Raw genomic sequence first — 13,031 nt, 5'->3', positions numbered from 1 at the left:
AATTTTTCACCCTCCTCTTATTTGTAAGAAACGTATACATCTTTTAATAATTCTTCATCGTCTGGGTATGGACTATTTTCACTAAATTCAATGGATCTTTGTACTGCATCATCTACTGCTTTTTCCATATCAACAAGTTCAGATTCTGTTAATAAACCTTCATGAATTAAATGCTTACGGAAATTCACAATTGCATCTTTTTCATTTAAATGTTCTTCTTTTTCTTCTGTTGTTTTATATGTTTGCGCTTCACCTTCGAAATGACCATAATTACGATATGTCATACATTCAATAATTGTTGGACCATCACCATTACGCGCACGTTCCACTGCTTCTGCAGCAGCTTTATATACAGCGAGAAGATCTTTTCCATCTACTTGAACACCTGGAATATTATAAGCTTTTGCACGATTGGCAATAGAATCACAACTTGAAGCATATTCAAATGTAGTTGCTTCACCATAACCATTATTTTCTGCGATAAAAATAACCGGTAACTTCCAAATCGCTGCTAAATTAACCCCTTCATGAAATGTCCCTTCATTATTTGCTCCGTCACCGAAGAAGCAAACACTTACATCCTTTGTTCCTTTATATTTAGCTGTTAATGCTGAACCGCAAGCAAGTGGGAAACCGCCACCTACAATGCCATTTGCACCAAGCATTCCTTTATCTAAATCGGCAATATGCATGGAACCACCTTTGCCTTTACATAACCCTGTCGCTTTCCCGAAAAGCTCAGCCATCATACCATTTAAATCACAACCTTTTGCGATACAATGTCCATGACCTCTATGTGTACTTGTAATACTGTCACTATCCGTTAAGTGGGCACATACACCAACTGCTACCGCTTCTTCACCTGCGTATAAATGAACGAAACCTGGCAAAACGCCTTGCGCGAACAATTCATGCACCTTATCTTCAAATTTACGAATCTCTAACATTTTTTTATACATCCAACGAGCTTGTTCTTTCGTAATTTCATTCCCTTTACTTTCAGTTGTTTTTAACATGTCCAGCCCTCCTATTTTCTTGTTCGTCTGTTATATTGCAAGTACTATGCCAAATTCTAATCCTTGATTTCATGGGTTTTCTCATTTCTTTCATAATAAAAAAGTGGACAAAATGAGACAGATGTCTCGTTTTGTCCACTTTTGTTCACCTAATTTGAGAACTATTATCTTATTCATTCTCAAAGCTCTGCTGTAATTTTCGGATGTAAATAATTTGCCCAATATGATATGCATTATGAGTTGTTACATTCGCTAACACTTCCCACCACTTTGCAGAAACAGGAAATCCCACTACATCACTTTCAACCTTTTCTTCATTAATGAGATTTTGCCATTGTAACAGTTTTTCTAGTAGTTTTTCCCGTAATTCATCGAAAGTTTGATTATCTGAAAGCATAAAACTTTTGTTATTATCTCCTATAGCGGGTACTGCATTCACATTTGATTCTTTATACCTAGTTTGCCACGTAGAGTTCCAATACAGTAAATGTTGTACGATTTCAGCTATACTATTACTCTCTTCATTCGGTTTCCAGCAAGCTTCCCTCTCAGATAAATCCTTAACTGCATCGGAAAATGGCATATACCAACTAGGATCATTTGCATTCGCTAATAGCTGATCTGCTAATACATCTTTCACATGGACCATTTTTTTCCCTCATTTCATTATCATATTAATATACACTACTCTATATACGCTCATTCCCTATAATCCCCTTTTTTACATACAAATTGATTTCATACTAAATGTAAGAATAATAGATTTTCTTATCATAACTCGTTATGATAAAAGAAAAAGAAAGCTGGCGGAAAATGAATAAAAAAATCGCAATAATTACAGGAGCCTCAAGTGGATTTGGACTATTAACTACACTCGAACTCGCAAAAAAAGATTATTTAGTTATCGCTACAATGCGAAACCTTGAAAAACAAGTAAACTTAATATCTCAAGTTACTCAACTTAACTTACAGCACAATATAAAAGTTCAACAATTAGATGTAACCGATCAAAATTCTATACATAACTTCCAATTATTTTTAAAAGAAATACAAAAAGTAGACCTTCTTGTTAATAATGCAGGATATGCAAATGGCGGCTTTGTAGAAGAAATTCCAGTAGAGGAATACCGTAAACAATTTGAAACGAACCTATTTGGAGCTATATCAATTACCCAGCTTGTTTTACCATATATGAGAGAACAAAAAAGCGGAAAAATCATTAATATAAGCAGCATTAGCGGCCAAGTTGGATTTCCTGGTTTATCTCCTTATGTATCTTCAAAATATGCATTAGAAGGCTGGAGTGAATCGCTTCGCTTAGAATTAAAACCTTTCGGAATAGACGTCGCTTTAATTGAACCTGGTTCTTACAACACAAATATATGGGAGGTTGGTAAACAACTAGCTGAAAACCAATCTGATACAACATCTCCTTACAAAGAATATATGGATAAAATACAAAAACATATTAATAGCGGTAGTGATACATTTGGTCATCCGATAGAGGTTGCTAATAAAATTGTAGAAATTGCTGAATCTAAGCGTACAAATTTACGATATCCAATCGGTAAAGGTGTGAAATTTATGATCTTCGCGAAGAAAATTCTTCCTTGGAGATTGTGGGAGTTTCTTGTGTTGAGGAGTTTTAAGAAGATGTAAATATAAAGAGTAACTATCAAGATAAATAATGGTAGCTACTCTTTTTAAATATTCATCATGAAAAACCAAAATGACATTAGTATGTAGAAAGAGGATCAAAATAAAGTAACATTGAAACCATAAAAACAAATGCAAAGAATCCAATTATAGAAAGAATATATTCCTTTGTCTCTCTGTTATACTTCCATTCCATCCATACGCGTAATAAGGAAATTGCTCCAAAATAAGCAAATACAGCAATTCCTATATTAGCATTTTCTACTTTGAACAGATAAATAAAACTTACTATAAAATATACGATAAAAAGACCTATTTCTAATTTTACATGTAAACTATTTACATGCTTATATATCCAAGCATTGCCCTTTGGCATATTTAGTTTTTTTCTTAAAAACTTTTCTAAAAAATACCCTCCAATTATCATACTAATAACTATAATCCAAATAGTAGAGTTGCCCACTGCATTCCCTCCTATTAAATTAATTATGTTTTCGTAACAAAGTGGATTATTTTTTAAAATATTTAGATAATATATTCATTTTCTTTATCTTCTTTAGTAGTAGTTTTATCAAGACATGTTTTATGTATTGTACAACAACAATCTATTTCCCATCCCTTTTGTTCCGGGATGTTTATCCTTTTTCTTTCTATTTTTTCAAAAACGAATATAGATAGTACCGATAAAATTAATAGAGGTATTTTTATAATTGACTGAAAACCCTATCCTTTTATTTTCTTACTTTCATTTTCTCCGGCTGATCACTAGGATACGTGGCATTCTCTTTATTTTCAACGTCCCAACTAATTATAGTCGCACTATCACGTCCCAACTGATGATGCACGTGTTCTAAAACATTGTGAATATTTTCTTTAAGTGTTTTATCATTTCTATTCATAGCATTATACAAATTTACAGGTGTTTCATATCGGTGTTCCCCGCATTCTAATACTCCATCTGTCACTATTACAATTCGGTTCTTTCCAGTACGTAATTCACGAATACCTGATGAATAGCAAGGAACAGGTAAATCAAATGTGTTTACATTTCCAATCCATTCGTAAAAATGACGTTGATTTAATGCATATTGCCCTAACTTATGTAACTCTTCATGAAATACATACACTAAACAATCACCAATAGAAAGCCACCATATATAATTTTCTTTTCTTACACATAGTAAGCAAGCTGTTTCACCTTTAATTCTTTGGCATTTTTCTTTAAATGAAGAGGATTGAAAAATTGAAAGTATATGATTTTCAACAGATTGAAATACTGTATCAATCGATTCATTCATTATTACTTTTATATTTTCATATTCTTTTTCGATTGTATTTACTACTAAATCAACACTTTCCGCACTATTATGTCCATCTAAAATAGCTGTAAACTCCCAATCACCATTCGACCAAACTAATGCACCATCTTCATTCTTTTTTGCTCCAGCGTTTATATTACCGCCATATATTCCGAGTACGATATCACCATATTGTTTTACTGAAACTTCGTCTAAACACATCTTCTTATTTCCAACCCATGAATATTTTCTATTATTTGTTGTATGCATACTCATTTACCATATACTTACGTATTCTTTCGCATAGTTTTTTTATTTTCTCTTCATCACCATATGGTGCACCAGTCCATTTCGCTACTTCGGTTGGTGACCAAAATTCTTTTGGTGTATTCGGATAACGTGGAATAATGTGCACCTGCATATGTGGTACACCATTTCCTGAAACAAAAGTGTAAATATACTCTGCACCTTCGCTTTCTTTTAGCGCTTTACTTACTCTACTTGTTATAAGTCCGAACGCTTTCGCTTCTTCATCTGTTAGTTCAGCGAGGCCAGGTACATGTCTTTTTATATCTATCATTACATAACCTAGGTATGATTCTTCACTATCCCAGTAGACATGTCCAACGTAAACGAGTTCATCTTCGTAAATAGCTCCACCTGGAACTATAATATTTCCTTTATGTTTTTCGCAAATGAAGCAGTTTTGTTCTACTTGATTGTTTGTTGACATATCCATCACCATCCTTTTCATATATAATATCACAAAAAAAGGAAAAACAGGTTTAACATTCCGAATATTCATTCTTTTGATACTGCAACTTTGAAATGAATTTACACCTCATTATTTCTTCAAAAACGCAATCCCAATTATAATCCCAATCACAATTCCGATTACTAAATTATTTGTAAAGTGCCCTTGAAATACACCGATTACAACCCCTATACCGACACCTATTGCCAAAGCATCATTTCTTTTTTTATTTTTAGCCAAAATTGCATCTCCTCCCATCATTTCTCCCTAAACAACATGCACTCACTTAAATGTATTAATATACGCACTATCTCGCTTGAATCTTTTCAAAAAAAGCACTTTAACTTCATATATAATATTTTCCATTTTCTGTACATACTCCTTTTATAATGAAAAAATTTCAAGTAACCATTAAATATATATAGGCATTTACTATAAGAAAGATCCGTAATTTATTGAAGGAGGAACGATTCAAATGCATCCTCATTGGAATCCAAATATAAATCAACAGTATGTTTATTCCCCCCATCCTGTAAGGAATACATTGCATCATGATTCACAATATATGATGCCGCGCATCGCTAGCCTTGAAAGTCAGTTAGCTAAATTAATCTCATTAATCGAAGAAAATAATCAATTAATTAAATCCATGGAACAACAGCAAAACCAAGTTTGTGCACCAGCTGGAGGTTCTGTTATCGTTCGTATGTAAACTGGATGCAATAAAAAACACACTTTGTAGTATAAAAGTGTGTTTTTTGGTCATTATTTTCTTTTCGTATGGAACCCTTGTGTAATTCGGTCTAATATAATTGCGATTACTACGATAGCTAATCCAGCTTCAAATCCCATTCCGATATTAACTTGTGTTACCGAGCGATATACATCAACTCCAAGCCCAGGAGCTCCTACAAGTGACGCTGTTACAACCATTGATAACGAAAGCATAATGCTTTGGTTCACACCAGCCATAATCGTTCCGGTTGCAAGTGGTAATTGTACTTTAAATAGTTTTTGTGATGCTGTGGATCCAAATGCATTCGCTGCTTCAATTAAATCTTCTGGAACTTGTCTAATTCCTAAGTCAGTAAAACGAATTGTAGGTGGCATTGCAAAGATTACCGATGCAATAATTCCAGGTACTACACCAACTCCGAAAAATGTAATCGCTGGAATGAGGTATACGAATGCCGGCATTGTTTGCATAAAATCTAATGTTGGTTTTAAAAATTTTGAAAAACGTTCATTTTGAGATGCTAATATTCCAATTGGAATTCCGACAATAATTGAAATAATAACAGACGTAAGTACGAGTGCTAATGTTTGCATCGTTTGTGCCCAGTAGTTAATATTTAAAATAAACAATAAGCCGATTAGTGTAAAAATAATTAATGATACTTTTCTCGTTGTGTACCAAATGAGGAAACAAAGGATAATAATCATCAATATGGCCGGTATTATTGTTAAAAAATTAGTGAGTAAATCAACGAATCCGCCGATAATATAAGAGAACCCTCGGAATATGCCTTCAAGGTGCTCATATAAACTTGCAACAAATGAGTCGACCCATTCTCCTAAAGGAATACGTGGTATATTATTCATCGTCTTTCACCTCTTCCTCAATGTTTCCTGCAAGAGCTTGAATGACACTTTCACGTTTAATAATTCCTCTTAGCCTTTTCTTCTCATCGATTACTGGTAACGGATATTTCATCTCCGCCATTTTTGCATATGTCTCTTCCAGTAAAGTATCTAAATACACATGCGGAATATCATTAAGTAATAAATCAGCAATCGGCCATTGTTTTTGAACTGCTTTACTCGCATCATCCGCGGTTAATATACCTAAAAACTCATACTTTTTATTGACAACATATACAGTTGAAACACCTGCATTCCTCATAATTTGAAGGGCTACACGTGGTCCACGATCAATTAATAAAGTTTCTGGTCGTTTTAATATAGATTCCGCTGTAATTACTTTTCCTAAATTCACATCCGCAACAAACTTTTCTACGAATTCATTAGCGGGGCTCATCATAATTTCTTCTGGCGTTCCAATTTGGACAATTTCTCCATCTTTCATTAATGCGATACGATCCCCAATTCGAAGCGCTTCATCTAAATCATGTGTAATAAATATAATCGTTTTTTCCATTTTATCTTGTAACTCTAACAATTCATCTTGCATTTCTTTTCGAATAAGTGGATCTAATGCACTGAATGACTCGTCCATTAGTAATACATCTGGATTATTCGTTAGTGCTCTTGCGATTCCAACGCGCTGCTGCATACCACCACTAAGTTGACTTGGATAATTATCTTTATGATGATCGAGTCCTACTAACTGTAGCGATTCTAACGCTTTTTTCTCTCGCTCTTCTACCGAAACCCCTTGTATTTCTAAACCATATGCAACATTTTGTATAACCGTACGATGCGGAAATAGAGCGAACTTCTGAAATACCATACTCATTTTCGTTCTTCTTACTCTCCGTAACTCTTCTTTTCCCATCGTTGCGATGTCTTCACCATCTATGTATATATGACCTGCAGTTGGTTTAATCAATTGATTTAACATACGAACTAGCGTAGATTTCCCGCTACCAGACAAACCCATAATAACGAAAATTTCTCCAGAGTATACCTCAAACGTTGCTTTTTTTACACCAACGTTCATTCCTGTCTCTTTTAAAATTTCCGATTTGCTTTTCCCCTCTTTTAATAAAGAAAGGGCTCTTTGCGGATGTTTCCCGAATACTTTTGTTACGTTTTCAACACGCACCTTTGTATTATCCATGTCACTACTCCTTTTCTACCCATCTATTCACATAGTGTTGCGATTTTGCAAAGAAATATTACATAAAAATGACATTCATAAGATTTCTTTAAAATTCTCGTTTCCGTTCATAATAAGAATGCTTACTTATACATTTATTTTATAAGGCAAACACTACTTAGGAGGTTTTCGATGCGAAAGAAAATTTGGTTTATATGCCTTGCATTATTTATTACTATGATTTTCACTTCATGTAATGCAACAAATGCAAATTCGAAAGGAAAAATTAAACTTGGTGTAACAAGTTGGAAAGAAAATATTGCAACTGCAAACATGTGGAAAGTTTTATTAGAAGAAAAAGGCTACAAAGTTGAGCTCATGTATTTAGAAAAAGCCGCAATTTGGACTGGTGTCGCTCGTGGTGATGTTGATGCGAATTTAGAAGTATGGCTACCCGTTACGGATAAGCCGCTAAACGATCGTTATAAAGATGATATTGTCTTAAAATCAAAATGGTACGAAGGTACTGGACTTGGTCTAGTCGTACCTTCCTATGTGAAAAATATTAACAGTATTGAAGACTTAAATGCTCATAAAGATGAATTAGATAATAAAATTGTCGGTATCGAACCTGGTAGTAGTCTTATGAATTTAACGAATAAAGCAATGAAAGAATATGATATAAAACTAAAACTTGTCCAATCCTCAGAAGCTGCGATGATGAGTGAATTAAAGAAAGCATATACGAAAAAGAAACCAATCGCTGTTACGCTTTGGAATCCGCATTGGGGTTTTTCAGAATTTGACTTAAAATATTTAAAAGACCCTAAGAAAGTATATGGTGAAAAAGATGACATTTATTACTCCGTTCGTAAAGGTTTCGAAAAAGATCACCCAGATGTTATAAAATACTTTGATAAATGGAAAATGACCGATGAACAACTTGGTACGTTAATGGTCATGTTAAATAAAACAAAAGATCCTGAAGAAGCTGCGCGAAAATGGATTAAAAAAAATCAAGCATTAGTTGATGAATGGGTAAAAGATTAATAAAAAGGCTAGAGAATTAACATATCCTCTAGCCTTTTTCATCTTATTTTTTCGTAACAACATCATCTACAATTCCATATTCCTTAGCTTCTTCTGCGGTCATAAAATAATCTCTTTCTGTATCATGCGCTACTCTTTCAATCGGTTGGCCTGTTTTTTCTGCAATCATTTTATTAATATCATGCTTTAACTTTAATATCCTTTTTGCTGTTATTTCAATTTCTGTTGCTTGCCCCTGTGCACCACCAAGCGGCTGATGAATCATAATTTCACTGTTAGGGAGCGCAAACCGTTTTCCTTTTGCTCCTGATAATAATAACAATGCACCAAATGATGCCGCAAAGCCCATGCATAGCGTTTGTACATCTGGTTTAATTAAATTCATCGTATCTAATATTGCAAAACCTGCTGTCGTTGAACCTCCTGGGCTATTGATATATAAATATATATCTTTTTCTGCATCTTCTGCTTCTAAAAATAATAGTTGAGCTACGACACTACTCGCTACTTGATCATTAATTTCTGAACCGATAATAATAATGCGGTCTTTTAATAGCCTTGAATATATATCATAGGAACGTTCTCCTAATTTTGTTTGTTCTACTACATATGGAATTGCATTCATTTTAAATCCCCCCAATACTTGTTATGCAACGCAAAGCATACAACTGTAGGAAGAAGGTTCTTTTACACTAAATAATAAGACTGGCTGTTTAGATGGTAACTTAGTAAAATCTATTGTCGGAAGAAGTTTCGTTAACAATTCCGGTCTTTCCTCACGAATAGACGTTACAACAACTTCAATATCCTCTGTGAATTCGACTATCTCGATCCCTTCTTCACTTACAGTTTTCAGCCTATTTCTACTCCGAAATAAAGAAGCTTTCACTGCACCTTCTGATACAGAACACAATTTAGCAATATCAGCGATACTATATTGAAAAACATCTTTTAATAATAAAATTGCGGATTGCTGTACATTTAATGAAGACAATACTTTCCCTACCATTTCATGCAAATCTGCAATGTTCTCATGTGGTTCTTCAACAGTGATTTGTTCTCTTATTTTTTCATGAACAGACTTAGACTTCATCTGATCTAACCAACGATTTCTAGCTATTTTATAGACGAGTGTCATACAAATATCTTTATTTCTATATTTTTGAAGCACTTTACACACCGTTTCTTGGGCGAGATCTTCCCCATCCCATTTGTTTTTCGTTAAAAAAGTACAGTATCTTTTTAGCTCTCCATATTGTTCAATTAAAAAATTTATATTTGAATGATTCATATCGATATGATTCTTTAAAACATGAGTTACTTTTGTGCACAAAATAACCACTCCTTTTCAGCGCTTACTTAATAAACGATTCTACATTTAAAAAAGTTACGGGGGTATAAAAAAATAATGTTTATGTTCAAGAATTCGCGGTCATAAATATGTTATGTACAATTTTACGTGAGGAGGAACAAATTTGCCAAAATTAACAATTGAAGGTGCGGGAACTTTTGATGTGAAAGAAGGAACAAAGTTAGTATTAGCAATTGAAGATAGCGGTGTCAACATTCTCCATCGTTGCGGCGGGAATGCACGTTGCACGACTTGTAGAGTAGAAATACTAGCAGGTGATTTCTGTGAAGCGAGTGCGAATGAGAAACATGCAATGACGGAAAAAGGGATTGAAGATCATTTACGATTATCTTGTCAAATGCGTGTACATAAAGATATAGTCGTTCGTCCGGTACTTACAGTTGAAAATTCAAGTCTTGATGCTGGGCCACGTCCGGCGGAGTAAAGCGATGAATTTAAAACAACTCGCTGGCGAATATGCTGCTAACTTTGTAAATGATGGCATGAAGATTGGGCTTGGTACAGGTTCTACTGTATATTGGACAATACAAAAATTAGGTGAGTATGTAAAAGAAGGATTATCATTTCAAGCTGTACCGACATCAAAGGAAACTGAAGCATTAGCACAGCAACTAAATATCCCCCTAATTTCGTTAAACGACGTACAAAGTCTTGATCTTACAATTGATGGAGCGGATGAAATTGATTCAAATTTACAACTTATAAAAGGCGGTGGTGGTGCATTACTTCGTGAAAAAATCGTTGCCTCTTCCTCTAAAGAACTAATTATCATTGCTGATGAATCGAAACTTGTAACACATTTAGGTAATTTTCCATTACCTGTTGAAATCATCCCTTTTTCATGGAAACAAACCGAAAATAAAATTCAGTCTTTAGGGTGTCAAACAACATTACGTTTGAAAAATAATGAAACCTATATAACCGATAACAATAACATGATTATCGATTGTATATTCTCTAATCATATTTCTAATCCTGCCCATTTACAAACCCAATTAAAAATGATTACTGGTGTAGTTGAAACAGGATTGTTTATAAGTATGACGAGTAAAGCAATTATCGGCACTAAAAATGGGATAAAGGAATTGTAATAAAAGCTGACTTTTTAAAGTTGGCTTTTTAGTATGTTCATCTTCTCTTAATAGCACTTTATTATGATATACTATGAAAACACAAGCTGATTACACTAGAAAGGACTGAACATTTTGCAATCCAAACTTATAACAGAACTTACTGATTTAGAAACTGCCTTTCACATTCGAAAAGAAGTATTTGTAAAAGAACAAGGTGTCCCTCTTGCAGATGAATTCGATATATTCGATGAAATCGGAGAGCAATGTAAACATATTTTAGTTTATTATCATGAGTTTCCTGTAGGCACAGGGCGTATACGATTTGTTGATGGTGTCGGAAAATTAGAACGTATTTGTATTTTAAAAGATTATCGTACATACGGATTAGGTAAAGTTATCATTCAAACGTTAGAAGAAATTGCTCGTAACGAACAAGTTACAAAAGTGAAGCTACACGGTCAAACACAAGCTGAAGGATTTTATAAAAAATTAGGCTATCAAACTTCTTCTGATATATTCATGGAAGATAGCATTCCACATATACTTATGACGAAAATGTTATCATAATAGAAAGGTGACTATATTGTTTATTCATATAGTCACCTCTCTGTATCTTATTCACTTGAAAGTCTCTTTAGTGAATATTCCAATGAAAGAACTTTTAACTTGAAAGCAAAGAACCTAGCATACATAGTCTTAAAACACCCTTAATGAAATTGGCATTCTCTAGTTTTCTATTCGCACTATATTCTGTTTGCTTTCACTTTAAAAAGAATATTTTATTAAACTCACTATGAATTGTTGTCTAAAATCTCTTGTCTTTCTTCTCTTATTTGACCGATTAATGAAACTACTGAACCAACCGCTTGAATCCAGCTCCCCGTAATCACTATAATCTGTCCATCCTCCTCATTTCCTTCCGAAATTTCTTCCACTTTATCCCGACTAGCTTTCAATTCATCTATTCCACCTATTGCCTGTAATGAATTTCCAGTCGCTTGTAACACATTCCCAACAATGTTATACGATTCATCTATGTCGGAACTATCCTCTAATTCACCACCTATTGATGTAATACCACCTAATGCTTGAACCCAATTCCCTGCAATCACTACTTTTTTTTGTGTATTATCTTCAAATTCTATAATGAGTCCTGTTAAAACCGTTACATTACCAATTGATTGGATTTCATTACCGATTTTTTCAAGAGATATTTCCCCTTGTCCATCAGCTTCTAGGCCGTTCCCTGTTGCCTGTAATACATTCCCCCATACGTTTAAATCTCTTCTTAATTCGTCATTCAATTTTTTAAAAGGTGTACTACCAACCGCAGCAATAATTGTCCCTACTGCAACAAACCAAGCACCAACTATCTCCTTAATCGGATCATCCATTTTCAATCTATCCCGTCATTAATTTACTACTTACAGGATATGAATTTATGCATCTCCATGTTAATAGCCTACTTCTCTCCATTTGAATAAAAATCAATATTTCTTTAATATTATAAATACATCTAGTATGACATCCCTGTTTGCCGTTAGCTTTTGCTAACGGCTCATTTATTTTTTTCTTGCTTCTCGGAGAATTCTCTAAATACGTTTCCCAATACGTACACATTCTTTATTCCTCCTCGAATACAATACATAACTCAATATAATATCTATATATCGATTAGTTAAACTTGGCTAACTGCTCCTTTATTTATAGTAAAATTAAATTTCTATAATTTTTTTAAAAATCCATCTCGACATCCATAATTCCAAACATTTAAAATCAAAAATATAATTTTATCATCACAGGAAAATTTTCTGAATAACTTTCTTGTTAAAAAGTTTTCACCTTAAAATTTGACAAGCATATGCTATTGAATGGAGATTCTCCATTCATAAGATTCTTACCTTTCTTATCTAGAGCACACTTTAATCTGTGCTTATTTTTAGTTAGAAACTACAACATTCTCAAATAGTATGCATATCAAATTGTTTTTTCAATTATTTTCAAGAGCGGATATTATTCTTTAGTACAAGCAC

The 13,031-nt window shown here is 33.6% G+C and carries 18 protein-coding genes; 6 read left to right on the top strand and 12 right to left on the bottom strand.

What is annotated here, in order from left to right; translation table 11 throughout:
• Nucleotides 1-17 precede the first annotated feature (17 nt).
• Together acoA and N2V92_RS20980 are read right to left on the bottom strand one after the other, a co-directional pair.
• Nucleotides 18-1,016 carry an acetoin:2,6-dichlorophenolindophenol oxidoreductase subunit alpha gene (gene acoA, locus N2V92_RS20985; RefSeq protein WP_000921300.1) on the bottom strand — a complete coding sequence of 333 codons (999 nt, stop codon included), beginning with the start codon at nt 1,014-1,016 and terminating at the stop codon, nt 18-20.
• A 169-nt stretch (nt 1,017-1,185) separates the two neighbouring features.
• Nucleotides 1,186-1,665, bottom strand: a complete 480-nt coding sequence (locus N2V92_RS20980; protein ID WP_000233789.1) for a DinB family protein — start codon at nt 1,663-1,665, stop codon at nt 1,186-1,188.
• Nucleotides 1,666-1,829: 164 nt separating this feature from the next.
• On the opposite strand from N2V92_RS20980, the gene N2V92_RS20975 reads away from it, so the two are divergent.
• The gene (locus N2V92_RS20975; RefSeq protein WP_001034800.1) at nt 1,830-2,675 is read left to right on the top strand and encodes an oxidoreductase; all 846 of its coding nucleotides are present in this window, start codon (nt 1,830-1,832) and stop codon (nt 2,673-2,675) included.
• A gap of 76 nt (nt 2,676-2,751) precedes the next feature.
• On the opposite strand, the gene N2V92_RS20970 is transcribed toward N2V92_RS20975, so the two are convergent.
• The 4 genes from N2V92_RS20970 to N2V92_RS20955 form a co-directional block, all read right to left on the bottom strand.
• Nucleotides 2,752-3,135 (bottom strand): DUF4181 domain-containing protein, encoded by a 384-nt coding sequence (locus tag N2V92_RS20970; protein ID WP_000528449.1) that lies wholly within the window; start codon nt 3,133-3,135, stop codon nt 2,752-2,754.
• Nucleotides 3,136-3,403: 268 nt separating this feature from the next.
• Nucleotides 3,404-4,240, bottom strand: coding sequence for a PP2C family serine/threonine-protein phosphatase (locus tag N2V92_RS20965; protein ID WP_000557563.1), 837 nt, complete (start codon nt 4,238-4,240; stop codon nt 3,404-3,406).
• Nucleotides 4,224-4,724 (bottom strand): HIT family protein, encoded by a 501-nt coding sequence (locus N2V92_RS20960; RefSeq protein WP_003278553.1) that lies wholly within the window; start codon nt 4,722-4,724, stop codon nt 4,224-4,226. The genes N2V92_RS20965 and N2V92_RS20960 overlap by 17 nt, the downstream gene beginning before the upstream one ends.
• Before the next feature lie 90 nt (nt 4,725-4,814).
• Nucleotides 4,815-4,982 carry a hypothetical protein gene (locus N2V92_RS20955; RefSeq protein WP_000508401.1) on the bottom strand — a complete coding sequence of 56 codons (168 nt, stop codon included), beginning with the start codon at nt 4,980-4,982 and terminating at the stop codon, nt 4,815-4,817.
• A 217-nt stretch (nt 4,983-5,199) separates the two neighbouring features.
• On the opposite strand from N2V92_RS20955, the gene N2V92_RS20950 reads away from it, so the two are divergent.
• Nucleotides 5,200-5,436: a hypothetical protein gene (locus N2V92_RS20950; RefSeq protein WP_000553346.1), complete on the top strand. Its 237-nt coding sequence runs from the start codon at nt 5,200-5,202 to the stop codon at nt 5,434-5,436.
• Nucleotides 5,437-5,489: 53 nt separating this feature from the next.
• On the opposite strand, the gene N2V92_RS20945 is transcribed toward N2V92_RS20950, so the two are convergent.
• A complete protein-coding gene (locus N2V92_RS20945) occupies nt 5,490-6,326 on the bottom strand; it encodes an ABC transporter permease (protein WP_001059837.1) in 837 nt (278 codons plus the stop codon).
• A complete protein-coding gene (locus tag N2V92_RS20940) occupies nt 6,319-7,524 on the bottom strand; it encodes a quaternary amine ABC transporter ATP-binding protein (protein ID WP_000370608.1) in 1,206 nt (401 codons plus the stop codon). Before N2V92_RS20940 ends, N2V92_RS20945 begins: the two co-directional genes overlap by 8 nt.
• Nucleotides 7,525-7,695: 171 nt before the next feature.
• On the opposite strand from N2V92_RS20940, the gene N2V92_RS20935 reads away from it, so the two are divergent.
• The gene (locus N2V92_RS20935; RefSeq protein ID WP_001227626.1) at nt 7,696-8,553 is read left to right on the top strand and encodes a glycine betaine ABC transporter substrate-binding protein; all 858 of its coding nucleotides are present in this window, start codon (nt 7,696-7,698) and stop codon (nt 8,551-8,553) included.
• Between the two features lie 43 nt (nt 8,554-8,596).
• Here N2V92_RS20935 and clpP read toward each other — a convergent pair whose 3' ends face one another.
• Both clpP and N2V92_RS20925 read right to left on the bottom strand, forming a co-directional pair.
• Complete coding sequence (gene clpP, locus N2V92_RS20930; RefSeq protein WP_000991620.1) at nt 8,597-9,178, bottom strand: ATP-dependent Clp endopeptidase proteolytic subunit ClpP; 582 nt, start codon at nt 9,176-9,178, stop codon at nt 8,597-8,599.
• Between the two features lie 21 nt (nt 9,179-9,199).
• Nucleotides 9,200-9,886 (bottom strand): RNA polymerase subunit sigma-70, encoded by a 687-nt coding sequence (locus N2V92_RS20925; RefSeq protein WP_000337517.1) that lies wholly within the window; start codon nt 9,884-9,886, stop codon nt 9,200-9,202.
• Nucleotides 9,887-10,028: 142 nt separating this feature from the next.
• Here N2V92_RS20925 and N2V92_RS20920 point away from each other — a divergent pair, with 142 nt between their 5' ends.
• The 3 genes from N2V92_RS20920 (at nt 10,029) to N2V92_RS20910 (ending at nt 11,565) form a co-directional block, all read left to right on the top strand.
• Complete coding sequence (locus N2V92_RS20920; protein WP_001125391.1) at nt 10,029-10,349, top strand: 2Fe-2S iron-sulfur cluster-binding protein; 321 nt, start codon at nt 10,029-10,031, stop codon at nt 10,347-10,349.
• 4 nt (nt 10,350-10,353) lie between these two features.
• Entirely contained in the window at nt 10,354-11,016 is a 663-nt protein-coding gene (rpiA, locus tag N2V92_RS20915; protein WP_016077570.1) for a ribose 5-phosphate isomerase A, read from the top strand.
• A 114-nt stretch (nt 11,017-11,130) separates the two neighbouring features.
• Complete coding sequence (locus N2V92_RS20910) at nt 11,131-11,565, top strand: GNAT family N-acetyltransferase (protein ID WP_001190875.1); 435 nt, start codon at nt 11,131-11,133, stop codon at nt 11,563-11,565.
• A 224-nt stretch (nt 11,566-11,789) separates the two neighbouring features.
• Here the strand turns inward: N2V92_RS20910 and N2V92_RS20905 are convergent, their stop codons facing one another.
• The gene (locus tag N2V92_RS20905; protein ID WP_000342606.1) at nt 11,790-12,392 is read right to left on the bottom strand and encodes a DUF6944 family repetitive protein; all 603 of its coding nucleotides are present in this window, start codon (nt 12,390-12,392) and stop codon (nt 11,790-11,792) included.
• Nucleotides 12,393-12,399: 7 nt separating this feature from the next.
• Nucleotides 12,400-12,618, bottom strand: coding sequence for a hypothetical protein (locus tag N2V92_RS20900; protein WP_000337734.1), 219 nt, complete (start codon nt 12,616-12,618; stop codon nt 12,400-12,402).
• Between the last annotated feature and the right edge of the window lie 413 nt (nt 12,619-13,031).

This window comes from Bacillus sp. CH_48 (assembly GCF_038008465.1).
GTDB lineage: Bacteria > Bacillota > Bacilli > Bacillales > Bacillaceae_G > Bacillus_A > Bacillus_A thuringiensis_S.
This window is presented reverse-complemented; position numbering and strand designations above follow the sequence as displayed.

Coding starts and splice junctions, on each gene's coding strand:
- N2V92_RS20955 (WP_000508401.1), bottom strand. CDS start 4,982: ATGGGAGGAGATGCAATTTTGGCTAAAAATAAAAAAAGAAATGATGCT.
- N2V92_RS20900 (WP_000337734.1), bottom strand. CDS start 12,618: ATGTGTACGTATTGGGAAACGTATTTAGAGAATTCTCCGAGAAGCAAG.
- N2V92_RS20980 (WP_000233789.1), bottom strand. CDS start 1,665: ATGGTCCATGTGAAAGATGTATTAGCAGATCAGCTATTAGCGAATGCA.
- N2V92_RS20975 (WP_001034800.1), top strand. CDS start 1,830: ATGAATAAAAAAATCGCAATAATTACAGGAGCCTCAAGTGGATTTGGA.
- acoA (WP_000921300.1), bottom strand. CDS start 1,016: ATGTTAAAAACAACTGAAAGTAAAGGGAATGAAATTACGAAAGAACAA.
- N2V92_RS20950 (WP_000553346.1), top strand. CDS start 5,200: ATGCATCCTCATTGGAATCCAAATATAAATCAACAGTATGTTTATTCC.
- N2V92_RS20905 (WP_000342606.1), bottom strand. CDS start 12,392: ATGGATGATCCGATTAAGGAGATAGTTGGTGCTTGGTTTGTTGCAGTA.
- N2V92_RS20940 (WP_000370608.1), bottom strand. CDS start 7,524: ATGGATAATACAAAGGTGCGTGTTGAAAACGTAACAAAAGTATTCGGG.
- N2V92_RS20935 (WP_001227626.1), top strand. CDS start 7,696: ATGCGAAAGAAAATTTGGTTTATATGCCTTGCATTATTTATTACTATG.
- N2V92_RS20965 (WP_000557563.1), bottom strand. CDS start 4,240: ATGCATACAACAAATAATAGAAAATATTCATGGGTTGGAAATAAGAAG.
- clpP (WP_000991620.1), bottom strand. CDS start 9,178: ATGAATGCAATTCCATATGTAGTAGAACAAACAAAATTAGGAGAACGT.
- N2V92_RS20960 (WP_003278553.1), bottom strand. CDS start 4,724: ATGAAAAGGATGGTGATGGATATGTCAACAAACAATCAAGTAGAACAA.
- rpiA (WP_016077570.1), top strand. CDS start 10,354: ATGAATTTAAAACAACTCGCTGGCGAATATGCTGCTAACTTTGTAAAT.
- N2V92_RS20945 (WP_001059837.1), bottom strand. CDS start 6,326: ATGAATAATATACCACGTATTCCTTTAGGAGAATGGGTCGACTCATTT.